Below are 25,574 nucleotides of genomic sequence, written 5' to 3'. Positions count from 1 at the left end.
CGATGAAAGCCACGCGCCTGACGCTGATCGCCCACGCTCGAACGCCCGCGCAAAAGCTCGGGCGGCTGGCGGACGACGAAGCCATCGAGGCCGTGGCGCCGGAACTGATCAGTGCATTGTTGTTGCGCGCGGGCAGCAGCGATGGAGTGTTATGTGGCCCGGAATTACGCACCCGCCAAACCGCCGAATTGCTGGCCAGCAACCTCACGCTGGAGCCGACATTGAGCGACTGCGACTTGGGGAAATGGCGCGGGCTCAGCCTTAAAACCCTGCAAGAGCGCGAAGCCCGGGCGCTGGAAGAATGGCTGAACAACAGCGCCGCGGCGCCCCACGGCGGGGAGTCGCTGGACGCGGTATGTGCTCGGGTGGCGACGTGGTTAGACGGCTTTCGCCAGCCAGGACATTGGCTGGCAATTACCCATCCGTTTGTGATCCGCGCGGCCATGGCCCATGTGCTGCAGTGCTCGCCGGCCAGCGCCCAGCAGATCGATGTCGAGCCGCTGGCGATGGTGGAGCTGAGCTATTACGGCAAGTGGCGGTTGCGCCTGTAGAGGCTACGATCACGCCCCCGGAATTTCTTCGCGCAACTTACGCGCCGCCGCCACCATGTTTACCAAGGCCGCTTCGGTCTCCGCCCAGGCCCGCGTTTTCAACCCGCAATCCGGGTTCACCCATAACCGACTGGCCGGCACCCGCTGCGCCGCTTTGCGCAGCAAATTAGCCATCTCGTCACTGCTCGGCACGCGCGGCGAATGGATGTCGTAAACCCCCGGACCGATCTCGTTCGGGTAAGCGAAAGCCTCGAAGGCATCCAGCAACTCCATATCCGAACGCGAGGTTTCGATGGTGATCACATCGGCATCCATCTCGGCGATGGCCTTGATCACGTCGTTGAATTCGCTGTAGCACATATGGGTATGGATCTGGGTTTCATCCCGCACGCCGGAGGCGCACAGACGGAACGACTCAGTCGCCCAGTCCAGGTAGTGCTGCCATTGCGACTGACGCAGCGGCAAGCCTTCGCGGAACGCCGCTTCATCGATCTGCACGATCTTGATGCCAGCGCTTTCCAGGTCCACCACTTCGTCACGAATGGCCAGCGCCAGTTGGCGTGCCTGCACTTCACGGCTTACGTCTTCCCGTGGGAACGACCACATCAGCATGGTCACCGGGCCGGTCAGCATGCCTTTCATATGTTTCTTGGTCAGGCCCTGGGCGTAACGAATCCATTCAACCGTCATGGCATTCGGACGGCTCAGGTCGCCGTAGATCACCGCCGGTTTTACACAACGCGAGCCGTAACTCTGCACCCAGCCGAAACGGGTAAACACATAGCCGTCCAACTGCTCGGCAAAGTACTCGACCATGTCATTGCGCTCGGCTTCGCCATGCACCAACACATCCAGGCCGAGCTTTTCCTGCACATCCACCGCGTGACGAATCTCGCTGTGCATCGCCTCCGTGTATTCGGCCAGGCTCAACTTGCCCTGCTTGTACGACTGCCGTGCCAGGCGAATGGACGTGGTCTGCGGAAACGAACCAATGGTGGTCGTGGGAAAACGTGGCAGGTTGAGACCGGCGCGCTGCTTCTCCGCACGCAGCGGGAAAGGCGACGGGCGCTGGCTGTCTTGCGGGCCAACAGCTGCCAACCGCGCTTGCACCGCCGGCTTATGGATACGCGGCGAGAAGGCGCGGCTGTTCTGTACGGCGTTGCTGGCCGCCAACGCATCGAGCACATCCGGCGCTTCGGGCGCGGTCACACCACGGGCCAGAATCGCCACCTCCTCGCACTTCTGCACGGCAAACGCCAGCCAGCTTTTCAGCTCCGCATCCAGCTTATCTTCACGGCTTACATCCACCGGGCTGTGTAGCAACGAGCAAGACGGCGCCACCCACAAGCGCTCACCCAGCCGCTCATGGGCCAAGCGCAAAACTTCCAACGCCTTGTGCAAATCACAGCGCCAGACGTTGCGGCCGTTGACCACGCCCAGCGACAGAATCTTGTAGGCCGGCAAGCGGTCGAGAATGGTCGGGAACTGCTCCGGCGCGCGCACCAGATCGATATGCAGCCCGTCGACCGGCAGGTTCGCAGCCACACCAAGGTTGTCTTCAAGGCCGCCAAAGTAAGTGGCGACCAACTTCTTCAGCGGCTCGCTTTGCAGCAGGTTGTAGGCGCGCTCAAAAGCGTTTTTCCAGTCTTGCGGCAGATCCAGCACCAGAATCGGCTCATCAATCTGCACCCACTCCACGCCTTGGGCGGCGAGGCGCTGGAAGATCTGGCCGTACAGCGGCAACAGGCGTTCCAACAGGTCGAGCTTGTCGAAATCGGCACCTTTGGTTTTGCCCAGCCACAGGTACGTAAGCGGGCCAATCACCACCGGCTTTACGTTGTGGCCCAGCGCTTTGGCTTCGGCGACCTCCTCGAACAACTGCTCCCAGCTCAGTTTGAATTGCTGCTCGACCGAAAACTCCGGCACCAGATAGTGGTAGTTGGTATCGAACCACTTGGTCATTTCTTGGGCATGGGCGCCGCCACAGCAGCTATCACTCACCCCACGGGCCATGGCGAACAGCGTGTGCAGGCTCAGCTTGCCGTCGTGCGCGCGGAAGCGCTCCGGCACCACGCCGAAGGTGAGCGAATGGGTGAGCACCTGGTCGTACCAGGCGAAATCGCCGACCGGCAGCAGATCGATGCCCGCGTCTTTTTGCACCTGCCAATGCTGAGCACGCAGCGCGGCGCCAACCGCGCGCAAGCCGGCTTCATCCAGCTCACCTTTCCAGAAGGCTTCTTGCGCTTTCTTCAGCTCGCGGTCGCGACCGATACGGGGAAAACCGAGGGTGTGGGCCAATGCCATTTGGGGGAGTGCTCCAGTGAAAATTCAAGGCGCACATCTCAACACTCCGAACAGAGTGAGACAAATTCAATATATTCTTGATTATCACAAGATTAATTCATGCTCGAATGACAATAAGCGCGGTAGCACTCGCGGCTTGTATTTTCCCGTGAGCCGAATAAGCTGTCTATTCGGCTCACCAAATGAGCCGAATAGACCTTTTAATCGGCTCATGAGTGAAGTGGCGATGGTGTATCAGCAGTGGATCTGGGAACAGAAAGGGTGGCCGACCTTCACCTGGCAAGCGGAACAGCTTGCGCAACTGCTGCGTCAATGCACCCAGCGTCAGGGGCAATTGCTGGGAAAAATGGGCGCGATAAACGACGAGCTCACAGCGCAACGAATGCTGGATGCCCTGCTGCAAAACATCATCACGTCCTCGGCAATTGAAGGCGAAGAATTGAATGCCAGTTCCGTTCGCTCTTCTCTGGCCCGCCGGCTTGGCGTTGACGAACCGCAAACCAACCCCCGTACCGCTCGCAGCGAAGGCCTGGCCGAGTTGATGGTGGATGCGACGCAGCAATACGCACAACCGTTAAGTTTGACGCGGTTGCTGCATTGGCATCGTTTGCTGTTCCCCGAACAACCGAACCCACTGTCGGCCATTCAAATTCGTGTGGGCGCGTTACGCGGTGAAGAGCCCATGCAAGTCGTTTCCGGCAGGCTGGACCGCCCCGTAGTGCATTTCGAAGCCCCTCCTCGCGCCGGCCTGGAACAACAGCTGGCGGCATTTATCGACTGGTTCAATAGCGTATCGCTCCAACTGGACCCGCTATTACGCGCCGGTGTCGCCCACTTCTGGTTCGTCACCTTGCATCCCTTTGACGACGGCAATGGCCGTCTTACCCGAGCCCTTACCGATCTGGCCCTGGCACAAGGTGAACACCAAGCCATCCGTTTCTATGCCATGTCGGCCAGCATCCTCGAAAACCGCCGAGGCTATTACCAGATTCTTGAGCACACCCAGAAAGGAGGCATGGATATCACCGGCTGGCTGATCTGGTTTTTGCAAACGCTGCTGTCGGCCATCGAGCAGGCGCTGAGTACAGTGGACCGCGTGCTCAACAACGCTCGCTTCTGGCAGACGCACCGCGCCACCCTTCTTTCTGCAGAGCAGTTGAAAGTGATCAACCGGCTGATGGAGGGCGCTGAGAAAGGCTTCGAGGGCGGCATCAACGCGGCCCAATACCAAGCTGTCGCGAAAGTGAGCAAGGCCACGGCAACGAGGCACCTGGCTGATCTGCTGGAAAAAGGCGTGCTGGAGCGCCTGCCGGGCGGCGGACGCAGTACCCGCTACCAGCTCGACAACAGCTGATAGCGCTCACCGTCGGCCGCCTTCGTCATTACCCGGCAATGCACCTGCGGTATTGCTACCCTCAAATTAAGAGTCGCGGCTCGAGTTACCCCACCGCGACGTCGCAAATACCCACTACACAATCCGTCCGGTAAAACGCCATAGTGGTGTCCGCGCCCTTTCGGGCCGCTGTGTTGAGCCGCTGCGCCCTTGTGCCGAGGAAGTATCCCGTTGTCATCGTCTTCGAATAATCCGCGCATAAAAGTGAATGTCGGCGACCTGAAAATTGGCATGTACGTCATGGAGCTGGATCGTCCCTGGACCGAGACGGCCTTTCTGTTTCAGGGTTTTCTGCTGCAGACCCAACATGAACTACGCGCCGTTCAGGCCAGCTGCGAGTTTGTCTGGGTGGATGCCAAGCGCTCCCACAGCACAGCCGAACAGCCGCTGACAAACAACGCCGCCCCGGCAGTAGAGGCCAAAATCCGCAAGGTGGATTTCTTTCAGGAATTGGCGACTGCCTTGCCGGTGTGGCAAACGGCGCATGCCGAGTCGGTGCGTATTCTCAGCGCGGTGCAACTGGGTATGGAGCTGGATGTGCCGGCGGTAAAGGCGGTGGTCAAAGAGTGCGTCGACAGCATTCTGCGCAACCCCGCCGCCTTGCTGTGGCTGGCGCGCATAAAGAACAACGACCTCTATACCGCCGAACATTCGCTGCGGGTAACGATCTTCGCCATCGCCTTGGGCCGCGAGCTGGGGATGCTGCCGCTGCAGCTGGAAGAAATCGGCGTGTGCGGCATGCTCCATGATGTAGGCAAGCTGAAAGTGCCGGATGAAATCCTCAACAAACCGGGCGCTCTGACGCCGGAAGAATTTCAGGTGATGAAGGAGCACTCCGAGCACGGCCGCCAACTGCTGCTCAGCAACCAGCAAATCACTCCGTCCACCGTAGACGTGGCCTACGCCCACCATGAGCGCATGGATGGCAAAGGCTATCCACGTGGCCTGGAAGCCAGCCGTATTCCCTACAGCGCGAAGATCATTGCTGTGGTGGATGCCTACGACGCCATCAATAGCGACCGCATCTACAGCAAGGGCAAGTCCAGCCTGGAGGCTTTGCGCATTTTGTTCGACTCCGCCGGCAGCCATTTTGACGAAGATATCGTCGGCTGCTTTATCAGCATGATCGGCATTTACCCGGCCGGCGAAATCGTCGAACTCAGCAGCGGCGAAGTGGCGATCATCATCGGCTGCCCGCCAGGCAACAAGCTCAAACCACGCCTACTGGTGGTACGCGACGCCGGCAAAATGCTCTGCCCAGAGCGCGTCGTAGACCTCGCCCGCAACCCCAAAGACGCCGCCGGCAAAGAGCTGCGCGTGCGCTCGGTGGAGCACTCGGGCGCCTTTGGCATTGATATCGAGCATTACCGGCGCAAGGGGTTGATTGTGCCGGTGGGGTAAGACTGTTATCCGCAAGCGGTGCCCCCGAATCGGGCTGCGAACAGTCAAAATGACGACTACTTCACCAGCGCCTCAATTCGTTGATTGGTGTTCTCGGACAGAGTGGAGATCATCAGCCCGGGCCACCTGCCCGATAGCCTGAGCACCGATGCGATTCGCCGCGGCGCGACCAATCGCCGTAACCCAACCCTGACCGGGCATGCCGTGCACATCCTGCCTTACCGAGGGTTGGGCTCCGGCATAACGCGAGCGCTGCATGACTGGCCAGACATCGAACTGGTCGACGACGTCGGCGCCAATCAATTCAAAGTGGTCATTCCCAGACCGTTGCCGCATGTTCAGGTTGCTGCTGTCAGCGTTGATCCGAACGATGCATCGATGTCTACCGGGGAAGTCACCGAGGATGTCACCGAGGATGTCGAACGTCTGCTAGTCGTGACTCAGGGCGAAATGAAACGCCGAGATCTACAGGCCGCTCTTGGCCTGAGGCACGAAGAACACTTTCGCGAGGCCTACCTACGTCCCGCACTGGAAAGTGGGCTGATTGAAATGACCATCCCCGACAAGCCTCGCAGCCGCATGCAGAAGTACCGCCTTACGCCACGAGGACGGGCCGTGCAACAGTCTGAAGTCGAGTGACCCGCTCACTATGCCCAGGCTTATGACAGCGTCTATTCGACCTGCCGCCCAGCGACGCGGCCGCTTTCCTGCTCCAACAGCTGCTCACAGTACGCATCCATCACCTTGACCCTCTCTGGGTCATGGCTGGAGCGGTCCTGAGCCATGGACAGCCGGCATTTGGCTTGTTCGCTCAGGCTCATGGCTTTGGGAAATGCGGCCTTGCCGGGCTGGCGGGTAGCTGGGCGATGTCTTGGCGCTGATAAAAAATGCCTTTGCCACCGGACGTTCGCGTGGTGACAAAACCGGGCGGCGCGTTCAGCGGTTCGGCGGCCGCGACTTTTGGCAACTCTTCCGGGCGCATAGCCAGGACGGTAATGCCACTGCTGACCGCGCACACCAGCGCAAACAGGATCAGGACGGAGATAAATCGCATAGCTGCGCTTCTCGGCTATTCGTAGGCGCCAGCGCAGATGCCGGCATTCCCTGCTAGAAGGCGACCCCTGTAGCGCTTTACTTAAGGCCGCGCTGCCCAGCGCAGTGGAAGCCGGCCTATGGCGACCGGAAACCCACCTGCAAGCCGACGCCATCGCCTCATTCCCGAAGATGCTCGCCGAACATATGAACGGCACCGGGCTGCTCGGCAAAGCCACCACCCTGGTGGTCGATGCGGTGGTCAAACACGACCTCAAGCACTTGTACTTAGGGCCGAGGGTATAGACCCATATCAATACCCCGCCCTCACTCGCTCCCTAGAATCGCGCGCCCCAAATCAGCCAGGCGATTCTCCATGTCCCGTCCTCTTGCTCCTGAATTGCTATGCCCCGCCGGCACCTTGAAAGCCATGCGCTTTGCCTTTGCCTATGGCGCCGACGCGGTGTACGCCGGCCAGCCGCGTTACAGCCTGCGGGTGCGCAACAACGAGTTCGATCACGCCAACCTGGCCCTGGGCATTGCCGAGGCCCATGCACAGGGCAAACGCTTTTACGTGGTGGTGAATATCGCGCCGCATAACGCCAAGCTGCGTACCTTTCTCAAGGACCTGGCGCCGGTGGTGGCCATGGCGCCGGATGCGTTGATCATGTCCGACCCCGGCTTGATCATGCTGGTACGCGAGCATTTTCCGGCGATACCGATTCACCTGTCGGTACAGGCCAATGCGGTGAACTGGGCCAGCGTGAAGTTCTGGCAACAGCAGGGGTTGAGCCGGGTGATTCTGTCGCGCGAGTTGTCGCTGGAGGAGATCGACGAAATCCGTCACAACGTGCCGCAGATGGAGCTTGAGGTGTTTGTGCATGGCGCGCTGTGCATGGCGTATTCGGGGCGCTGCCTGTTATCTGGCTATATCAATCGCCGCGATCCAAACCAGGGCACTTGCACCAACGCGTGTCGCTGGCAGTACCAGGCTCACGATGGCCAGGAGAATGAATTAGGCGAAATCGTTCGCCAATGCGCGCCCACCCTTGGCCAGGGCCCCAGCACCGAACGTTTGTTTTTGCTGGAGGACGACAGCCGTCCCGGCGAACTCATGGAGGCCTTCGAGGACGAACACGGCACCTACATCATGAATTCCAAAGACCTGCGCGCGGTGCAGCATGTTGAACGCCTGGTGCAGATGGGCGTGCATTCGCTGAAGATCGAGGGGCGGACCAAAAGTCACTTCTATGTAGCGCGTACTGCCCAGGTGTATCGCCGCGCAATTGATGATGCCGTGGCAGGCAAACCCTTTGCACCGCAGCTGCTGCGCGACCTGGAGTCGCTGGCCAACCGCGGCTACACCGAGGGCTTCTTGCGTCGCCATGTGCATGAGGACTATCAGAATTATCAGCACGGTAACTCGCGCGCCGAGCGCCAGCAGTTTGTCGGTGAACTAACCGGGCAATGGCGCGGCGAGCTGGCTGAGGTGCGGGTAAAAAATCGCTTTGCCGTGGGTGATCGTCTGGAACTGATGACCCCGCAGGGCAATCACACCTGGGTCCTCACCGGCCTCGAAAACCAGGCGGGCATTGCCGTGACCGTCGCCCCCGGTGACGGCCATGTGCTGTATGTTCCCCTGCCGCCGATTGCCGATAACCGCTACGGCCTGCTGATGCGTTTCCTCGACGCTGACACCAGCAACTGACAGCTCGTCAGAATCTGACGCCTGGCTCCGCTCTTTGGCCGCTTCATTGCAAGTCCAAGCGCATGGGTGTCTCGGTGCTGAAACGGTCACGAAGTTCAGGCAATTTTTTGCAATAGAACTTATTGCAAAAGACGTCTAAAACGCGCCGTTCAGCAGATAGCGTGGCGCTTTGCGACTAGGGTTTCGACAGGGCCATTCGTGCCGACTAGCGTTTTTAATACTGTTCCTGGAATTCGTTGAAAAGGGGGTAGACCGTGAAAAAGTTCATCAGCACTACAACCCTGCTGCTTCTGCTCGGTGCAGGGGCATGTTCAATGCAGGTGACGCAGGCGGCAGCCTTGATGCGAGCGGCAGATTTTATCGATTCGCAAGGCATCAACGTGCACGTAAGCCAGGGCTCTTCCAACTATTCGAAAATGCCTCTGGTCATCGCCAACATGAATTACCTGGGCATCACCAATGCCCGTGACAGCCTGAACCCGTTCTGGGGCAACCCGCCTTACAGCTACTACACGGCGCTGGCCAAAGCCGGCATCAAGTGGAACTACATCAGTGCGGTAGGTGGCACCCGTACGCCGACGACCATCTCCACGTTCCTCAGCAATGTGGCGAAAGTCGAAGCGGCGGTACCGGGTTCCACCCTGGCGGTCGAAGGGCCGAACGAGATCAACAACTTCCGTTTGGTCTGGGGCGTGGACAACAGCAAGGACTTGCCCGCAGCACTGGCCTATCAGGCTGAGCTGTATAAACAAACCAAGGCCCATCCGGTATTGCAGAACGCCAAGGTGTTCTACTTCACCGGTTATAACGCCGGCGGCATTCCCAAAGGGCCGGACCCTGCGGTTACCCCCGGCCTGGCTGACTTCAACAATCAGCACCCCTACCCGCTAGCCGGCAAACCTCCTGCTCGCTGGCTGAAACGGCCCACGGCGCTGGGCAACACTAAAGGCGGGCTGGGCCAGGCGGTGTACACCGAAACCGGTTATCAAACGCCGAAGACCAGCTCCGCGCAGAGTGCTGCTTATCTGTTGAATATTTATGTCAGCGCGGCCTACAACAACATCTACCGTACCTACGCGTATCAGCTGATGGATGAAGGCGACGGCTACGGCCTCTTCTCCAAGGCCGGCAATCTGCCAACGCCAACGGCCACGGCAGTACGAAACATGAACCTGATTCTGGCCGACAATGCTCCTGATGCGCGGACGTTCGAACCGCTGAAGATCTTGCAGTACTCCACCGGCAGCATGCCCGCCACGGGCAACAGCTTGGCGCTGATCAAGAGCAACACCGAAACCAATATCGTGGTGTGGGCTGAGCCGGATGTGTTCCCGGGCCCGTCGACGCTGGTGACGGTGGGGCTTGGCGAGGTGCAGACCACGGTGAATGTATATGACCCGCTGATAGGCACTGACCCGATCCAGACGCTGCGCAACGTCAATTCGGTTCGCGTCAGTGTCACCGACCACCCGATCATCATTCAGGTGCCGGCCTCGAATGTAACCGCCAAAGCCGCCGCCAAGGCTTCTGCTGCTGCCGCAGCGGCCAAAAAAGCTCAGTAAAAGGCGTCGAACAAAACGCCGCTGTACCTCGTGTGGCGGCGTTTTGCCAACGGGTCCATGGCCATCAGGCTTGCTTCTTCCAGGAGCTGCCGACAAGCTATGCGCCTGTAAACCGACAAGGCCATCTGGCATGCGAATTCTGATTACTGGCGGTGCGGGCTTTATTGGCTCGGCCCTGATACGCCATCTTCTGCAACACACCGAGCACCAGGTGCTTAACCTCGACAAACTGACCTACGCCGGCAACCTCGAATCCCTCGCCAGCGTCGCCGCCAACCCGCGCTATCGCTTCGCCCAACTGGACATCGCCGACCAGCCGCAGGTACGCGCGTTGCTCGACGAGTTTCAGCCCGAGGCAATAATGCACCTGGCCGCCGAGTCCCACGTCGACCGCTCCATCGATGGCCCCTCGGCGTTTATCCAGACCAATATCGTCGGCACCTATGCGCTGCTCGAGGCCACGCGCAGCTATTGGCAGGGCCTGCCGGACGCCGCCAAGCAAGCGTTTCGTTTCCATCATATTTCCACCGACGAGGTGTACGGCGACCTGCACGGCGTCGATGACCTGTTTACCGAAACGACGCCCTACGCCCCCAGCTCGCCTTACTCGGCCAGCAAGGCAGCGTCCGATCACCTGGTTCGTGCCTGGCAGCGCACCTACAACCTGCCGGTACTGATCACCAACTGCTCGAACAACTACGGCCCGTATCACTTCCCGGAAAAACTCATTCCGCTGGTGATTCTCAACGCATTGGAAGGCAAGCCGCTGCCGGTGTATGGCAACGGCGCGCAAATCCGTGACTGGCTGTTTGTCGAAGACCACGCCCGCGCGCTGCTCAAGGTGGTGACCGCCGGCAAGGTGGGCGAGACCTACAATATTGGCGGCCATAACGAGCAGCAGAATATCGACGTGGTGCGCAGTATCTGCGCGTTACTGGAAGAACTGGCGCCGAACAAACCGGCTGGCGTCGAGCGCTATGACCAACTGATTACCTTCGTCAAAGACCGCCCCGGCCACGACCTGCGCTACGCCATCGACGCCAGCAAGATCGAACGCGAGCTAGGCTGGGTTCCGCAAGAAACCTTTACCACCGGCCTGCGCAAGACCGTGCAGTGGTACCTGAACAATCTCGACTGGTGCCGCCATGTTCAAGACGGCAGCTACCAACGCGAACGTCTCGGCGCAGCAAAGACGCCGCTATGAGGAGTCACACGTTATGAAAGGAATCATTCTGGCCGGGGCTCCGGCACCCGCTTGCACCCCATCACGCTGGCGGTGTCCAAGCAGCTGCTGCCGATCTACGACAAGCCGATGGTGTATTACCCCATCTCGGTACTGATGCTGGCCGGCATCAAAGACATTCTGCTGATTTCCACGCCGCACGATTTGCCGCACTTCGAAAAAATGCTCGGCGATGGCAGCCAGTTCGGGGTCAACTTCAGCTATGCCGTGCAACCCTCGCCCGATGGTTTAGCGCAGGCATTTCTGATTGGCGAAGATTTCATTGGCGACGACTCGGTGTGCCTGATCCTCGGAGACAACATCTTCCACGGTCAGCACTTCACCGAGCAGTTGGAGCGTGCGGCTAGCCACACCAGCGGCGCTACCGTCTTCGGTTATTGGGTGAAAGACCCGGAGCGCTTTGGTGTAGTCGAGTACGACGCCGCGGGCAATGCCGTGTCGATCGAGGAAAAGCCCGCCAAGCCGAAATCCAGCTACGCCGTCACCGGGTTGTATTTCTACGACAACGACGTGGTGAAGATCGCCAAGGCGGTGAAACCTTCGCAACGCGGCGAGCTGGAAATCACCGACGTCAACAACGCCTACTTGCAGCGCGGCGCCTTGCGCGTGGAACGTTTTGGCCGTGGCTTTGCCTGGCTGGACACCGGCACCCACGACAGCCTGTTGGAAGCCTCGCAATACGTGCAAACCATCGAACACCGCCAGGGTTTGAAAGTGGCGTGCCTGGAAGAGATCGCCTTTCAGAACGGCTGGATCGATCGCGAACAATTGCTCGTGCAAGCCAAGGCGTTCGGTAAAACAGGTTATGGCCAGTACCTCTATCGGTTGGCAGGAGAGCAGGTGTGAAGGTAATCCCTAGCGAGTTGCCGGACGTCCTGATCATCGAGCCCAAGGTGTTCGGCGATGAGCGTGGCTTCTTTTATGAAAGCTTCAATGCCCAGGCATTCCAGGCCGCGACGGGCATCGACTGCCAGTTTGTCCAGGACAACCACTCGCGCTCGCAGCGTGGCGTATTGCGTGGTCTTCACTACCAGATTCAGCAACCCCAGGGAAAACTGGTTCGCGTTACGGCGGGTGAAGTGCTGGATATTGCCGTCGATATTCGCCGCAGTTCACCTACGTTTGGCCAGTGGGTGGCGGTGCGCCTGTCGGCAGAAAACAAGCGCCAGCTCTGGATTCCAGCCGGCTACGCCCATGGCTTTGTCGTGCTTAGCGAAACAGCCGAATTTCTCTATAAAACCACCGACTACTATGCCCCGGCTTACGAGCGCTGCATCCGCTGGGATGACCCGACGCTGGCCATCGACTGGCAGCTCGACGCGGCACCGCAGTTATCCGGCAAAGACCAAGCCGGCACACTGTTCAAGGACGCGGAATTGTTTCCATGACAGCGCCACTGAAAATTCTGATTACCGGCCGCAATGGCCAAGTGGCTCAGGCCTTGCTCGCCAGCCTGCAGGGCCTTGGCGAACTCGTGTGCCTGGGCCGTGCGGAACTGGACCTGGCCGACAGCGAGGCCGTACGCGCGCAGGTGCGCAGCTTGCGCCCCAACCTGATCATCAATGCGGCGGCTTACACCGCTGTAGATCAGGCAGAAAGCGAACCCGAGCCAGCCTTCGCCATCAACGCCATTGCCCCCGGCGTGCTGGCCGAAGAGGCCAAGGCTCTGGGCGTGCCGCTGATTCATTACTCCACCGACTATGTGTTCGATGGCAGCAAAAGCGTGCCCTATCAAGAAGATGATCAAACGCGGCCGCTGGGGGTTTACGGTAAGAGCAAGCTCGCCGGTGAACAGGCCATTGCTGCCGTCGGCGGTCAGTACCTGATTCTGCGCACCAGTTGGGTGTACTCGCTGTATGGCCGCAACTTTTTGCTGACCATGCAGCGCCTGCTGCAAGAGCGCGACGAGCTGCGCGTGGTCGGTGATCAGATCGGTGCGCCGACCTGGGCTGGCACCATCGCAAGCACTACGCGGGCGCTGATCGAGCAATGGCAGACCGGTACACCAGGTCCATGGGGCGTGTACCACCTGACCGGACTGGGCGAAACCTCCTGGTTCGGCTTTGCCAGTGCCATCGGTGAGCACCTGAAAACTGCAGGCAAACCGTGCGCCCGTGTGGTGGCAATCGCCAGCAGCGAGTACCCGACGCCAGCACAACGCCCACTCAATTCGCGACTGGACTGTTCGCGTGTGCAAGCAGCATGGAATGTGCGTCTGCCCGAGTGGCAAGCGGCGCTTGCCGACTGCCTGCGCGATGCCCACTGACAGCCCGCTACGCCGCCCACGCTGGCGCAGCCTGTTGCTGCTGGCGGCCTTGCTGGCACCCCTGCTGTGGCCGCTTCAGCAGCTTGCCGAGCGCTATTACAGCAGCGAGTTGACCGAGCAGAATCGCCAGACCCTCGACCTGTACGTCGCTAACCTGTTGGGCAGTCTGCGCCGCTATGAAGTGCTGCCGCCGATTCTCGGTGACCTGCCGGCCTTGCGCGGGGTGCTGGCGCATCCGCAGAACCTCGACGCGCAGGTGCACGCCAACCAGCTTCTTGAAGACGTACGCGGACAAACCGGCGCCGACTCCATCTACCTGATGGATGCCGCCGGCACGACGTTGGCGGCCTCCAATTGGCGGCAGACGGATAGCTTTGTCGGGCGCAACTTCGCCTTCCGGCCTTACTACCGCGAAGCCGTCACCGGGCACCTGGGGCGCTTTTTCGGCCTGGGTACCACCTCGGGAAAGCGCGGCTACTACTTTGCCTCGGCGGTAAAGGAAGGCGACACGGTGATTGGCGCGCTGGTGGTCAAGGTCGACCTCGACACCACCGAAACCCTGTGGGGCAAAACCCCCGAGCAATTGCTGGTGACCGACAGCAACGGCGTGGTCATCCTCACCTCGCGCGCTGAATGGCGTTTTCGCGCCACCCGCGAATTGAGCGAACAGGAACGTCGTGAAATCGCCGCCAACAAACCCTACCCCACCCTTGAGCCGCAGATGCTCAAGCTCAGGAAAAACGCCTGGATTGTGCAAAGTCGCAGCCTGGCGGAAACCGGTTGGACGGTGAACATTCTGGCGCCGGCCGAACAGGTTGCCCGGCCGGTGCAAACGGCGGTGGCGGTGGGTGGCGCCACCTTGCTGGTGCTGATTCTGTTGCTGGGCTTGATGATGCAGCGGCGCCGTCATTATCTGGAGCGCATCGCCATCGACGCCCGGGCGCGCCGCGAGCTCGAAATCCGCGTGCTCGACCGTACTCGCGACCTGGAAACCCTCAACACCCGCCTGAAAAATGAAGTGCTGGAGCGCGAGCACGCCCAGCAGGAATTGCTGCGCGCCCAGGACGAACTGGTGCAGGCCGGCAAGCTGTCGGCGCTGGGCACCATGTCGGCGAGCATCAGCCACGAACTCAATCAGCCCCTGGCGGCGATTCGCAGCTACGCCGAAAACGCCAGCGTGTTGCTAGACCATGAGCGCACCGACGACGCCCGCGGCAACCTCAAACTGATTGGCGAGCTGACCGGACGCATGTCCTCCATCATCGCCCACCTGCGCGCCTTCGCCCGCCGCGACCGCCATGCCCCGGAAAGCGTGGCCCTGCAACCGGCGCTGGACGACGCCCTGGCGCTGCTGGCCAAGCGGCGCCGGGCGATGGAGGTGGAACTGATCCGCGACTTGCCCGACGCCACCCTGTGGGTGCAAGCCGGCGAAACCCGCCTGCGCCAGGTGCTCGGCAATGTGCTGGCCAATGCCCTCGATGCGTTGGTGGAAAAAGCCCCGCCGCGACGTATCTGGCTCAGCACCATCAGCGATGAACACGGCGTGCACTTGAGCATCCGCGACAACGGTCCGGGTTTCTCCGCCGACGCCCTCAAGCGCGCCCGTGAGCCATTTTTCACGACCAAAACAAGCGCTCAGGGCCTGGGTTTGGGCCTGGCGATTTGCGAAACCCTGATGCGCGCCCTGGGCGGCGAACTGCACCTGGCCAACCATCCGGGTGGCGGCGCGGTGCTAACGCTGCATCTGCTTGCTGCCGCTCCCGGCGTTAACCACAACCCTCCGAGGACCTCAGCGCATGAGCGATAACGCATTCGATAGCCGTGCCCAGGTGCTGCTGATCGATGACGACCCCCACCTGCGCCAAGCATTGAGCCAGACCCTGGACCTCGCCGGTCTGAACGTGTGCAGCCTGGCCAGCGCCAAGGGCCTGGCTGGCAATATCGGCCGTGATTGGCCAGGCGTGGTGGTCAGCGATATTCGTATGCCAGGCGTCGATGGCCTGGAGCTGCTGGCGCAGTTGCATGAACACGACAGCGATCTGCCGGTGCTGTTGATCACCGGCCATGGCGATGTGCCGCTTGCCGTGCAGGCCATGCGTGCCGGCGCCTATGACTTTCTGGAAAAACCTTTCGCCAGCGAAGACCTGCTTGTGAGCGTACGCCGAGCCCTGGCCGTGCGCCGCCTGGTGCTGGACAACCGAAGCCTGCGGCTGGCCCTGGCTGACCGTCAGGAATTGTCGGGGCGTCTGGTCGGCCAGTCGCCAAGCATGTTGCGGCTGCGCGAGCAGATCGGCGCCCTGGCAGCGATCAATGCCGACGTGCTCATTCTCGGCGAAACCGGTACCGGTAAAGAGGTGGTGGCGCGGGCGCTGCACGACTTGTCCGCTCGGCGTAACGGGCCGTTTGTCGCTATCAACGCCGGCGCACTGGCCGAATCGGTGGTGGAAAGCGAGTTGTTCGGCCACGAGCCAGGCGCGTTCACCGGGGCGCAGAAGCGGCGGATCGGCAAGTTCGAATTCGCCAATGGCGGCACGCTGTTTCTCGATGAAATAGAAAGCATGAGCCTGGAAGTGCAGGTCAAGCTGCTGCGGCTGTTGCAGGAACGGGTGGTGGAACGGTTGGGTGGCAATCAACTGATTCCGCTGGATATCCGGGTGATCGCCGCGAGTAAGGAAGACCTGCGCCACAGCGCCGACCAAGGCCGTTTTCGGGCCGACCTTTATTACCGTCTGAACGTTGCCCCGCTGCGCATCCCGCCGCTGCGTGAACGCAACGAAGATGCGCTGATGTTGTTTCAACACTTTGCCGAAGCCGCCAGCGCGCGCCACCATTTGCCGGCGCGCGAACTGCAAGCGGGGCAGCGCGCCACCCTGCTGTGCCACACCTGGCCGGGCAATGTGCGTGAACTGCAAAACGCGGCGGAACGCTTCGCCCTCGGGCTGGAGTTGTCGCTGGAGGGAAGCGTGGCGCACATGCCCACCGTGGCGACCTCCGGCGGGCTGAGTGAACAGGTGGAAGCCTTCGAGCGCGCACTTATTGCCGCTGAACTTGCCCGGCCGCACAACTCGCTGCGCAGCCTCGCCGAAGCCCTGGGTCTACCGCGAAAAACCCTACACGACAAACTTCGTAAACACGGTTTAAGTGCGACTCAGGACGACACCGAATAACTAATAAACCTGACTCAAACTTAGGACGAGTAATTGCTTAATGAATTACTCGTCCTACAAACCCTCCCGCTTTAATTCTCCCGTTATACCCATTCGAAATTAGCAACCTCGCGCCCTAGCACTATCCAGAACCATGGCTATTCGCCAGCCTCAACGCCTGCAAACCCCCGTCCTTGCGCAATAGAGAATCCCGTCTAGCTTTGACTTGGCGACGCCTGAGCGGTGCGTTCAACCGCTGGGTATGACGTCTCGAGCGTGTCCAGTCCACCCGCAGCCTTTGAACTACGTAGAAGCAAGAAACGCCTTACACGGACAGTTAGTCAGCTCTTGATTTAGGTCAGCCATCTACGCCTCCCCGAGTGCGTAGATACCTGTAACTTTTCTACATGGACAACTGCTATGTCTGACTCCACTCAAAAACTTCGATTAGGTGCCCTGGTGGCGCTTGTTGTCGGTTCCATGATTGGTGGCGGGATTTTCTCCCTGCCGCAGAACATGGCAGCCAGTGCCGATGTCGGTGCGGTGTTGATTGGCTGGGCCATCACCGCGGTCGGTATGCTCACCTTGGCGTTCGTATTCCAGACCCTGGCCAATCGCAAACCCAATCTCGACGGCGGTGTTTACGCCTACGCCAAAGCCGGCTTCGGCGACTACATGGGCTTCTCTTCAGCCTGGGGTTACTGGATCAGCGCCTGGCTCGGCAACGTCGGCTACTTCGTGTTGCTGTTCAGCACCCTCGGTTATTTCTTTCCGGTTTTCGGCGAGGGCAATACGCCCGCGGCCATCATTGGCGCTTCGGTCCTGCTCTGGGCCGTGCACTTCCTGGTACTTCGCGGCGTGAAAGAGGCGGCGTTTATCAACCTGGTGACCACCGTCGCCAAAATCGTGCCGCTGCTGCTGTTTATCCTGATTGCCTTCTTCGCCTTCAAACTGGACATCTTCACCGCCGATATCTGGGGCCTGAAAAACCCTGATCTGGGCAGCGTGATGAACCAGGTGCGCAACATGATGCTGGTCACCGTCTGGGTGTTTATCGGTATTGAAGGCGCAAGCATCTTCTCCGCCCGCGCTGAAAAACGTTCAGATGTCGGCAAGGCCACCATCATCGGCTTTATCAGCGTGCTGCTGATTCTGGTGCTGGTGAACGTGCTTTCGCTGGGCATCATGACTCAGCCTGAATTGGCCAAACTGCAGAACCCATCAATGGCTGCCGTGCTGGAGCACGTCGTGGGTCACTGGGGCGCGGTGCTGATCAGCGTCGGTCTGATCATTTCCCTGCTCGGTGCCTTGCTGTCCTGGGTGCTGCTGTGCGCAGAGATTCTCTTTGCCGCCGCCAACGACCACACCATGCCGGCCTTCCTGCGCAAGGAAAACGCCAACCACGCCCCGGTCAACGCCCTGTGGCTAACCAATGCGATGGTGCAGATCTTCCTCATCATCACCCTGTTCTCAGCCAGCACCTACCTGTCGCTGATCTACCTCGCCACCTCGATGATTCTGGTGCCTTACCTGTGGTCGGCGGCGTATGCCCTGTTGCTGGTTGCACGCAGTGAGACCTACGAAAACGCCATCAAGGAACGCAAGAAAGACATGGCCATCGCCGTAGTGGCGACCATCTACGCCGTGTGGCTGATCTATGCCGGCGGCACCAAATACCTGCTGCTCTCCGCGCTCCTGTACGCCCCCGGCGTGATCCTGTTCGCCAAGGCCAAACGCGAAATCGGCCAACCCATTTTTACCCAGATCGAAAAAGGCATTTTCGCCCTGGTGGTTATCGGCGCCCTGATAGCGGCCTACGGGCTCTATGACGGCTTCCTGACGCTCTAACATTTGATTCTGAAAGGAGAACTGCCATGTCCAAGGTGAAACTCGGCGTCCATTCCGAAGCGGGAAAACTACACAAAGTGATGGTTTGCTCCCCAGGCCTGGCGCACCAACGTTTGACCCCAAGCAACTGCGATGAACTGCTGTTTGACGATGTGCTCTGGGTGAGCCAGGCCAAACGCGACCACTTCGACTTCGTGACCAAAATGCGTGAGCGCGGCGTCGAGGTTGTGGAAATGCACAACCTGCTGACCGAAACCGTCGCTATTCCCGAAGCCCGCAACTGGATTCTCGACCGCAAGGTAACCGCCAACCACGTTGGCCTGGGCCTGGTGAATGAACTGCGCTCCTGGCTCGAAAGCCTTGAACCCCGCGCGCTGGCTCAATACCTGATCGGCGGCGTATCGGGCAGCGATCTGCCCGACAGTTTCGGTGGCAAAGCCATTGAAATGTTCCGCGGCTACCTGGGCGGCTCGAGCTTTATTCTGCCGCCGCTGCCCAACACTCAATTTACCCGTGACAACACCTGCTGGATCTACGGCGGCGTGAGCCTCAACCCTATGTACTGGCCGGCTCGACGTCAGGAAACCCTGCTGGTAACTGCCATCTACAAATTCCACCCGGACTTCGTCAACGCCGACTTCAAGGTCTGGTACGGCGACCCCGACCAAGACCACGGCGCAGCTTCGCTCGAAGGCGGCGACGTTATGCCGATCGGCAATGGCGTGGTGCTGGTGGGCATGGGTGAACGCACCACCCACCAGGCCATCGGCCAGCTGGCGCAATCGCTGTTCGCCAACAACGCAGCCGAACGCGTAATCGTTGCCGGCTTGCCCAAATCGCGCGCCGCCATGCACCTGGACACCGTGTTCAGCTTCTGCGACCGCGACCTGGTCACCGTCTTTGCCGAAGCCGTGGATGCCATCGTGCCCTTCAGCATTCGCCCCGACGGCAATCGTCCGGACGGCCTCGATGTACGCCGCGAAGACAAACACTTCATCAACGTGGTGGCAGACGCGCTGAAGCTCAAAGAACTGCGCGTAGTACCCACCGGCGGCAACTCGTTCGAGGCCGAACGCGAACAGTGGGATGACGGCAACAACGTGGTGGCGCTCGAGCCCGGCGTGGTCGTCGGCTATGACCGCAACACCTACACCAACACCCTGCTGCGCAAAGCTGGCGTCGAGGTGATCACCATCAGCGCCGGCGAACTGGGCCGTGGCCGTGGCGGCGGCCACTGCATGACCTGCCCAATCATTCGCGACCCTATCGACTACTGAGTCTTCGTATTGAATTGGCGTTGCCGCCTGGGCAACGCCGCACTACCGAATCTTTTTGCAGGAGTTTGAAAAATGGCGTTCAACATGCACAACCGCAACGTACTCAGCCTGATGCACCACACTCAGCGCGAACTACGTTTTCTGCTCGACCTTTCCCGCGACCTCAAACGCGCCAAATACACCGGCACCGAGCAACAACACCTGAAGCGCAAAAACATCGCGCTGATTTTCGAAAAAACCTCCACCCGCACCCGCTGCGCGTTCGAAGTAGCGGCGTATGACCAAGGTGCCAGCGTTACCTACATCGACCCGTCTTCTTCGCAGATCGGCCACAAAGAAAGCATGAAGGACACCGCTCGCGTTCTGGGCCGGATGTTCGATGCCATCGAATACCGCGGCTATGGCCAGGAAATCGTCGAAGAGCTGGCCCAGTTCGCCGGTGTGCCGGTATTCAACGGCCTAACCGCTGAGTTCCACCCCACCCAGATGATTGCCGACGTGCTGACCATGCGCGAGCACAGCGACAAACCGCTGCATGACATCAGCTACGCCTACCTCGGCGACGCCCGTTACAACATGGGTAATTCGTTGCTGATGATCGGCGCCAAGCTGGGCATGGACGTGCGCATCGGCGCGCCGAAAGCCCTTTGGCCAAGCCCGGAATTCGTCAAGGAATGCCAAGGCTTTGCCGAGGAAAGCGGCGCGCGCATCACCCTTACCGAAGACCCGAAAGAAGCGGTTAAAGGCGTGGACTTTATCCACACCGACGTCTGGGTTTCCATGGGTGAACCCGTCGAAGCCTGGGACGAACGCATCAAGCAACTGCTGCCCTACCAGGTGAACACCGAGATGATGAAAGCCTCGGGCAACCCACGGGTGAAATTCATGCACTGCCTGCCGGCGTTCCATAACAGCGAAACCAAGGTCGGCAAAGACATCGCCAGCCGTTATCCACACCTGGCCAATGGCGTGGAAGTGACTGAAGACGTATTCGAATCGCCCGCCAACATCGCCTTCGAGCAAGCGGAAAACCGCATGCACACCATCAAGGCGATCCTCGTCGCGGCCATGGCCGACATCTAACCACTCGCGGCGTGGCAGCCACCGGTTGCCACGTCGCCACCTCTATATTTTTTCAGGAGAACGCTCATGCGCATTGTCGTCGCTCTGGGTGGTAACGCCCTGCTGCGCCGTGGCGAACCCATGACTGCGGATAACCAACGGGAAAACGTCCGCATCGCCACCGAACAGATCGCCAAAATCGCTCCCGGCAACCAACTGGTCATCGCCCATGGCAATGGCCCACAAGTGGGCTTGCTGGCCCTGCAAGCCGCCGCTTATACCTCGGTAAACCCTTACCCGCTGGACGTGCTCGGTGCTGAAACCGAAGGCATGATCGGCTATATGATCGAACAGGAACTGGGCAACCTGCTGCCCTTCGAAGTGCCGTTCGCCACCTTGCTGACCCAAGTGGAAGTGGACGCCAACGACCCCGCCTTCAGTAACCCAACCAAGCCCATCGGCCCGGTCTATTCCAAAGAAGACGCAGAACGTCTGGCCGCAGAAAAAGGCTGGAGCATCGCGCCAGACGGCGACAAATTCCGTCGCGTCGTAGCCAGCCCACGGCCCAAACAGATCTTTGAAATCCGCCCAGTCAAATGGCTGCTGGACCACGGCACCATCGTCATCTGCGCCGGAGGTGGTGGTATTCCGACCCGCTACAACGCCGCCGGCAAGTTGGAAGGCGTGGAAGCGGTAATCGACAAAGACCTGTGTTCGGCGCTGTTGGCCGAGCAACTGGAGTCCGACCTGCTGGTGATCGCCACCGACGTGGCCGCCACCTATATCGATTGGGGCAAGCCCACCCAGAAAGCCATCGCCGAAGCCCATCCTGATGAATTGGAACGCCTCGGTTTTGCCGCTGGTTCCATGGGGCCGAAAGTGCAAGCCGCCTGCGAGTTCGCCCGCAATACCGGCAAGGTTGCCGTGATCGGTTCATTGGCCGATATCGAAGCCATTGTGCAAGGTAAGGCCGGCACCCGGGTTTCTACCGCTAGCAAAGAAATCGTTTACCGCTAACCGCACCACAACCGTCATTGCCGCCCACGCGGGAATGACGGTTTCCCCGCTTTCCCTTACACCTCCTCCAGCAACTCCTTACAGCCAGACGAGCAGCCTTGACGGCCAACAACCTTGCCGTCGACAGTGACTCACAAGTCACAACTCGCGTCAGCATAGTCTCTCGATCACGCGAGCCCACTTAGCGGGCCGCTCTTCATCATTTTTAGTGATCGACTATTGGCCAAGTATTTTTCAGGAGCATGCGCTAGATGTCTCGATTACCCGTCATCGTTGGGTTTGGTGGCTACAACGCCGCCGGCCGCAGCTCTTTTCACCATGGTTTCCGCCGCACCGTCATCGAATCGATGGACGCCGCAGCGCGCCAGGAAACCCTGGTGGGCCTGGCGATCATGATGAAACTGATCAGTCGGGTAGACGGCACTTATCAGGACACCGCCGGCAACACCCTGAACGCCACTGAAATCGAACAACGCTTCGCCCCGCAGATTCTGCAATCCACCCTGGTACGCCGCATCGAAAAGCAGCACCTCGACCCCGATGCCGTGCACTGGCAAAAGAACCTCGAAGTCGAAACCAGCACCACTCAGCCGCTAACCTTCACCACCCAGCGCAAACAACTGCCCGAGCCGCTGCCGGCCAACTGGGCCGTGGAAGCCCTCGACGGCAACCAGGTACACGTCACCATCCACGGCAGCTGCGAGTTCAAAGTCGACAGCCTGCGCGCCCTGAGCGTGAAGTCCGCCGGCCAGCTGCCCTCCGGTTTTGAACCGAGCGAGCTGTACAACTCGCGCTTTCATCCGCGCGGTTTGCAGATGTCCGTCGTGGCCGCCACCGACGCCCTGCGCTCCACCGGCCTTGAGTGGCAGACCATCGTCAGCCACGTGCAGCCCGATGAAGTAGCGGTGTTCTCCGGCAGCATCATGAGCCAACTCGACGAGAACGGTTTTGGCGGCCTGATGCAGTCGCGCCTCAAGGGCAATCGCGTGTCGGCCAAGCAGCTGCCGCTGGGCTTTAACAGCATGCCCACCGACTTTATCAACGCCTATGTGCTGGGCAGCGTCGGCACCACCGGCAGCGTGACCGGCGCCTGTGCGACCTTCCTCTACAACCTGCAAAAAGCCATCGACGTCATCGCCGCCGGCCAGGTGCGCGTGGCCATTGTCGGCAACAGCGAAGCCCCGATTCTGTCCGAATGCATCGAGGGTTATAGCGCCATGGGTGCGCTGGCCACCGAAGAGGGCCTGCGCCTGATCGAGGGCCGCGACGATGTGGACTTCCGCCGCGCCAGCCGCCCGTTTGGCGAGAACTGTGGGTTCACCCTGGCCGAGTCCGCGCAGTACATCGTGCTGATGGATGACGAGCTGGCACTGGAACTCGGTGCTGATATCCACGGCGCCGTGGCCGATGTGTTTATCAACGCCGACGGTTTCAAGAAATCCATCTCCGCACCCGGCCCGGGCAACTACCTGACCGTGGCCAAAGCCGTGGCCAGCGCCGTACAGATCGTTGGCCTGGAAGGCGTGCAAAAGCGCAGTTTTATCCACGCCCACGGCTCCAGCACCCCGGCCAACCGCGTAACCGAATCCGAATTGCTCGACCGTGTGGCCGCCGCCTTCAAGATCGACAGCTGGCCGGTCACCGCCGTAAAAGCTTTTGTCGGCCACTCCCTGGCCACCGCCAGCGGCGACCAACTGATTTCGGCCCTGGGCACCTTCAAATACGGCGTGATTCCCGGCATCAAAACCATCGACGCCGTGGCCCCAGACGTGCACCAGCAACACCTGGCCATCGCCACGCAAGACCGCAACGTGGGCGCTGAACATCTGGACGTGTGCTTTATCAACTCCAAAGGCTTTGGCGGCAACAACGCCAGCGGCGTGATCCTCGCGCCCCATGTGGCCGAGCGCATGCTGAAAAAACGCCATGGCGACGCGGCATTTGCCGACTACGTCCGCCGCCGCGAAACGACCCGCGCCAGCGCCGAGGCTTACAACCAGCGCGCGCTAAATGGCCAGCTCGACATCATCTACAACTTCGGCCAGGACATGATCGAAGACCAGGCCATTGAAATCACGGCCGAGCAGATGCGTATTCCGGGCTTTAGTCAGCCGCTGGTGTTTAAGAAGGATGAGCGGTTCAAGGACATGTTGTAGGGGATATAGATCACCGCGCCTGGGTTCCCGCTTTCGCGGAAACGACGGAGGTTTTAATAGAGACACCGTCATCCCCGCGCAGGCGGGGATCCAGAATGTGGAGTCAGCACGCCAACCTCAGCTCAACCCTTTCGCCAACCGCAACAACTCGCCACGCCAGCTAGCACCCGCCGGCAACGCCAAAAAGAAAGGATTCAGGAACGACTCACGCGCTTCATACGTAAGCACCTCACCCTGAATATCCAGCACCTCACCACCGGCGCCTTCCAGCACGCCCTGTGCGGCGGCGGTGTCCCACTGCGAGGTCGGCGCCAGGCGCGGGTAGCAATCGGCAGCGCCTTCGGCCAACAGGCAAAACTTCAACGAACTGCCCACGCTGGCCAACTGCAAATCACCGAACAGCACCGTCAACCCTGCGAGCAATTGCTCTTGCTCAGGGCTGGAATGGCGCCGGCTGGCCACCACGGTAAACGCCTGCTCCGGCGCATTGCGCACCGTTACGGCCTGCGGCTCGCCATGGGCATCACAGCGCCACGCGCCAATGCCGGCGCCGCCGTAGAAATAGCGCCCGGTAGTCGGCATACCGACCACCCCGAACAGCACCTTGCCGTTCTCCACCAGCGCCACGTTGACAGTGAACTCGTCGCTGCCGCTGATAAATTCCTTGGTGCCATCCAGCGGGTCGACCACCCACCAGCGCGTCCACTGGGCGCGCTCGCTGAACGGGATATCGGCGGCTTCTTCGGATAACACGGGAATGCTTGGGTCCAGCGCGGTAAGCCCGGCCAGCAGAATATGGTGAGCCGCCAGGTCAGCGGCCGTCACAGGCGAATCATCGGCCTTGGCAGTGACGGCAACGCCGCTGCGCCAGTACGGCAGAATCGCCGCGCCGGCCTCACGGGCCAGGGCGACCACGCGTTCCATCAAAGGCAAATAACTCATGAACGCGGCGCCGGGTTGAATTCGCCGCGTTGGGTCAGCACATCGCGCGCCAGGTACAGCGCGGCCAGTGCGCGACCTTCGCTGAATTGCGGATGCTGCGCCAGGCTCGACAACTCATGCAGGCTGAACCGCTCGACGCCCATCGGCTCGGGCTCGTCGCCCGGCAAGGTTTCCGGGTAAAGGTCACGCGCCAGCACCACCTGAATCACCTGGCTCATATAGCCGGGCGACAAACTCAGTTCGGTCAGACGCTCCAGCTTGCGTGCGCCAAAACCCGCCTCTTCCTTGAGTTCGCGGTTGGCAGCATCCAGCACGTCTTCGCCCGGCTCGATCAGGCCCTTGGGGCACGACAGCTGATAGTCGTCGGTGCCGGCGCAGTATTCCTCCACCAGCAGCACATGGTCGTCATCCGCCAACGCCACAATCATTACCGCGCCGTAGCCAACGCCCTTGCCCACCAGCCGTTCGTAGGTGCGCTCCACGCCATTGGTAAAGCGCAGCTGCAATTCCTCGACGCGAAACAGGCGGCTACTTGCCACTATTTCGCGGTTAAGGACGGTGGGTTTCTGACGCATGGGACGGCTCCTTGGCATGACCTGGCGGGTTATCATAACGCGGCTTTTCGGATTATCGCCGCGCCAGATTGCGGCTGCCGACTCAATCACG

The 25,574-nt window shown here is 60.4% G+C and carries 21 protein-coding genes and 2 pseudogenes; 18 read left to right on the top strand and 5 right to left on the bottom strand.

The window, feature by feature from the left end; genetic code table 11:
* Positions 1 to 2 precede the first annotated feature (2 nt).
* The gene (locus AC0V2S_RS01280) at positions 3 to 551 is read left to right on the top strand and encodes a histidine phosphatase family protein (RefSeq protein WP_475508159.1); all 549 of its coding nucleotides are present in this window, start codon (positions 3 to 5) and stop codon (positions 549 to 551) included.
* A 9-nt stretch (positions 552 to 560) separates the two neighbouring features.
* On the opposite strand, the gene metE is transcribed toward AC0V2S_RS01280, so the two are convergent.
* On the bottom strand, positions 561 to 2,855 hold the full coding sequence (metE, locus tag AC0V2S_RS01275) for a 5-methyltetrahydropteroyltriglutamate--homocysteine S-methyltransferase (protein WP_475508158.1): 2,295 nt from the start codon (positions 2,853 to 2,855) through the stop codon (positions 561 to 563).
* 229 nt (positions 2,856 to 3,084) lie between these two features.
* Here metE and AC0V2S_RS01270 point away from each other — a divergent pair, with 229 nt between their 5' ends.
* From AC0V2S_RS01270 to AC0V2S_RS01260, 3 genes are all read left to right on the top strand, one after another.
* A complete protein-coding gene (locus tag AC0V2S_RS01270) occupies positions 3,085 to 4,209 on the top strand; it encodes a Fic family protein (protein ID WP_475508682.1) in 1,125 nt (374 codons plus the stop codon).
* A gap of 210 nt (positions 4,210 to 4,419) precedes the next feature.
* The gene (locus tag AC0V2S_RS01265; protein WP_475508157.1) at positions 4,420 to 5,649 is read left to right on the top strand and encodes an HD-GYP domain-containing protein; all 1,230 of its coding nucleotides are present in this window, start codon (positions 4,420 to 4,422) and stop codon (positions 5,647 to 5,649) included.
* 87 nt (positions 5,650 to 5,736) lie between these two features.
* Positions 5,737 to 6,288 (top strand): Fic family protein, encoded by a 552-nt coding sequence (locus AC0V2S_RS01260; RefSeq protein ID WP_475508156.1) that lies wholly within the window; start codon positions 5,737 to 5,739, stop codon positions 6,286 to 6,288.
* Positions 6,289 to 6,320: 32 nt separating this feature from the next.
* On the opposite strand, the gene AC0V2S_RS01255 is transcribed toward AC0V2S_RS01260, so the two are convergent.
* Both AC0V2S_RS01255 and AC0V2S_RS01250 read right to left on the bottom strand, forming a co-directional pair.
* Positions 6,321 to 6,470, bottom strand: coding sequence for a hypothetical protein (locus AC0V2S_RS01255; RefSeq protein ID WP_475508155.1), 150 nt, complete (start codon positions 6,468 to 6,470; stop codon positions 6,321 to 6,323).
* Positions 6,467 to 6,703, bottom strand: a complete 237-nt coding sequence (locus AC0V2S_RS01250; protein WP_475508154.1) for a hypothetical protein — start codon at positions 6,701 to 6,703, stop codon at positions 6,467 to 6,469. The genes AC0V2S_RS01255 and AC0V2S_RS01250 overlap by 4 nt, the downstream gene beginning before the upstream one ends.
* A gap of 104 nt (positions 6,704 to 6,807) precedes the next feature.
* Between AC0V2S_RS01250 and AC0V2S_RS01245 the strand changes: the two genes are divergently transcribed.
* From AC0V2S_RS01245 to AC0V2S_RS01180, 14 genes and pseudogenes are all read left to right on the top strand, one after another.
* The gene (locus AC0V2S_RS01245) at positions 6,808 to 6,987 is read left to right on the top strand and encodes a hypothetical protein (protein WP_475508153.1); all 180 of its coding nucleotides are present in this window, start codon (positions 6,808 to 6,810) and stop codon (positions 6,985 to 6,987) included.
* Between the two features lie 70 nt (positions 6,988 to 7,057).
* Entirely contained in the window at positions 7,058 to 8,389 is a 1,332-nt protein-coding gene (gene trhP, locus AC0V2S_RS01240) for a prephenate-dependent tRNA uridine(34) hydroxylase TrhP (protein ID WP_475508152.1), read from the top strand.
* A gap of 254 nt (positions 8,390 to 8,643) precedes the next feature.
* Positions 8,644 to 9,951, top strand: a complete 1,308-nt coding sequence (locus AC0V2S_RS01235) for a hypothetical protein (RefSeq protein WP_475508151.1) — start codon at positions 8,644 to 8,646, stop codon at positions 9,949 to 9,951.
* Positions 9,952 to 10,081: 130 nt separating this feature from the next.
* On the top strand, positions 10,082 to 11,155 hold the full coding sequence (gene rfbB / locus AC0V2S_RS01230; protein ID WP_475508150.1) for a dTDP-glucose 4,6-dehydratase: 1,074 nt from the start codon (positions 10,082 to 10,084) through the stop codon (positions 11,153 to 11,155).
* Positions 11,156 to 11,168: 13 nt separating this feature from the next.
* A pseudogene (gene rfbA / locus AC0V2S_RS01225) lies at positions 11,169 to 12,040 on the top strand (glucose-1-phosphate thymidylyltransferase RfbA).
* Positions 12,037 to 12,582 (top strand): dTDP-4-dehydrorhamnose 3,5-epimerase, encoded by a 546-nt coding sequence (gene rfbC, locus AC0V2S_RS01220; protein ID WP_475508149.1) that lies wholly within the window; start codon positions 12,037 to 12,039, stop codon positions 12,580 to 12,582. Before rfbA ends, rfbC begins: the two are co-directional and overlap by 4 nt.
* Positions 12,579 to 13,460, top strand: coding sequence for a dTDP-4-dehydrorhamnose reductase (rfbD, locus tag AC0V2S_RS01215; protein WP_475508148.1), 882 nt, complete (start codon positions 12,579 to 12,581; stop codon positions 13,458 to 13,460). Before rfbC ends, rfbD begins: the two co-directional genes overlap by 4 nt.
* A pseudogene (locus AC0V2S_RS01210) lies at positions 13,450 to 15,260 on the top strand (sensor histidine kinase). Before rfbD ends, AC0V2S_RS01210 begins: the two are co-directional and overlap by 11 nt.
* Positions 15,257 to 16,627: a sigma-54-dependent transcriptional regulator gene (locus AC0V2S_RS01205; RefSeq protein WP_475508147.1), complete on the top strand. Its 1,371-nt coding sequence runs from the start codon at positions 15,257 to 15,259 to the stop codon at positions 16,625 to 16,627. Before AC0V2S_RS01210 ends, AC0V2S_RS01205 begins: the two are co-directional and overlap by 4 nt.
* 399 nt (positions 16,628 to 17,026) lie before the next feature.
* A complete protein-coding gene (gene arcD, locus AC0V2S_RS01200) occupies positions 17,027 to 18,454 on the top strand; it encodes an arginine-ornithine antiporter (protein WP_475508146.1) in 1,428 nt (475 codons plus the stop codon).
* 26 nt (positions 18,455 to 18,480) lie between these two features.
* Positions 18,481 to 19,731 carry an arginine deiminase gene (gene arcA, locus AC0V2S_RS01195; protein ID WP_475508145.1) on the top strand — a complete coding sequence of 417 codons (1,251 nt, stop codon included), beginning with the start codon at positions 18,481 to 18,483 and terminating at the stop codon, positions 19,729 to 19,731.
* Between the two features lie 72 nt (positions 19,732 to 19,803).
* Positions 19,804 to 20,814 (top strand): ornithine carbamoyltransferase, encoded by a 1,011-nt coding sequence (locus AC0V2S_RS01190; protein ID WP_475508144.1) that lies wholly within the window; start codon positions 19,804 to 19,806, stop codon positions 20,812 to 20,814.
* A gap of 66 nt (positions 20,815 to 20,880) precedes the next feature.
* The gene (gene arcC, locus AC0V2S_RS01185; RefSeq protein WP_475508143.1) at positions 20,881 to 21,810 is read left to right on the top strand and encodes a carbamate kinase; all 930 of its coding nucleotides are present in this window, start codon (positions 20,881 to 20,883) and stop codon (positions 21,808 to 21,810) included.
* 251 nt (positions 21,811 to 22,061) lie between these two features.
* Complete coding sequence (locus AC0V2S_RS01180; protein WP_475508142.1) at positions 22,062 to 23,966, top strand: beta-ketoacyl synthase; 1,905 nt, start codon at positions 22,062 to 22,064, stop codon at positions 23,964 to 23,966.
* 117 nt (positions 23,967 to 24,083) lie between these two features.
* Here the strand turns inward: AC0V2S_RS01180 and cysQ are convergent, their stop codons facing one another.
* Complete coding sequence (cysQ, locus tag AC0V2S_RS01175; protein WP_475508141.1) at positions 24,084 to 24,908, bottom strand: 3'(2'),5'-bisphosphate nucleotidase CysQ; 825 nt, start codon at positions 24,906 to 24,908, stop codon at positions 24,084 to 24,086.
* Positions 24,905 to 25,483, bottom strand: a complete 579-nt coding sequence (nudE, locus tag AC0V2S_RS01170; protein ID WP_475508140.1) for an ADP compounds hydrolase NudE — start codon at positions 25,481 to 25,483, stop codon at positions 24,905 to 24,907. Before nudE ends, cysQ begins: the two co-directional genes overlap by 4 nt.
* Positions 25,484 to 25,574 lie beyond the last annotated feature (91 nt).

The sequence above is a fragment of the Pseudomonas sp. CC11G genome (assembly GCF_056174845.1).
This window is presented reverse-complemented; position numbering and strand designations above follow the sequence as displayed.

Bases quoted from the DNA above. Each gene is read 5' to 3' on its own strand.
- AC0V2S_RS01280 (WP_475508159.1), top strand. From the start codon at position 3: ATGAAAGCCACGCGCCTGACGCTGATCGCCCACGCTCGAACGCCCGCG.
- metE (WP_475508158.1), bottom strand. From the start codon at position 2,855: ATGGCATTGGCCCACACCCTCGGTTTTCCCCGTATCGGTCGCGACCGC.
- AC0V2S_RS01255 (WP_475508155.1), bottom strand. From the start codon at position 6,470: ATGAGCCTGAGCGAACAAGCCAAATGCCGGCTGTCCATGGCTCAGGAC.
- AC0V2S_RS01250 (WP_475508154.1), bottom strand. From the start codon at position 6,703: ATGCGATTTATCTCCGTCCTGATCCTGTTTGCGCTGGTGTGCGCGGTC.
- trhP (WP_475508152.1), top strand. From the start codon at position 7,058: ATGTCCCGTCCTCTTGCTCCTGAATTGCTATGCCCCGCCGGCACCTTG.
- rfbB (WP_475508150.1), top strand. From the start codon at position 10,082: ATGCGAATTCTGATTACTGGCGGTGCGGGCTTTATTGGCTCGGCCCTG.
- rfbD (WP_475508148.1), top strand. From the start codon at position 12,579: ATGACAGCGCCACTGAAAATTCTGATTACCGGCCGCAATGGCCAAGTG.
- AC0V2S_RS01205 (WP_475508147.1), top strand. From the start codon at position 15,257: ATGAGCGATAACGCATTCGATAGCCGTGCCCAGGTGCTGCTGATCGAT.
- arcD (WP_475508146.1), top strand. From the start codon at position 17,027: ATGTCTGACTCCACTCAAAAACTTCGATTAGGTGCCCTGGTGGCGCTT.
- arcA (WP_475508145.1), top strand. From the start codon at position 18,481: ATGTCCAAGGTGAAACTCGGCGTCCATTCCGAAGCGGGAAAACTACAC.
- AC0V2S_RS01190 (WP_475508144.1), top strand. From the start codon at position 19,804: ATGGCGTTCAACATGCACAACCGCAACGTACTCAGCCTGATGCACCAC.
- arcC (WP_475508143.1), top strand. From the start codon at position 20,881: ATGCGCATTGTCGTCGCTCTGGGTGGTAACGCCCTGCTGCGCCGTGGC.
- AC0V2S_RS01180 (WP_475508142.1), top strand. From the start codon at position 22,062: ATGTCTCGATTACCCGTCATCGTTGGGTTTGGTGGCTACAACGCCGCC.
- cysQ (WP_475508141.1), bottom strand. From the start codon at position 24,908: ATGAGTTATTTGCCTTTGATGGAACGCGTGGTCGCCCTGGCCCGTGAG.
- nudE (WP_475508140.1), bottom strand. From the start codon at position 25,483: ATGCGTCAGAAACCCACCGTCCTTAACCGCGAAATAGTGGCAAGTAGC.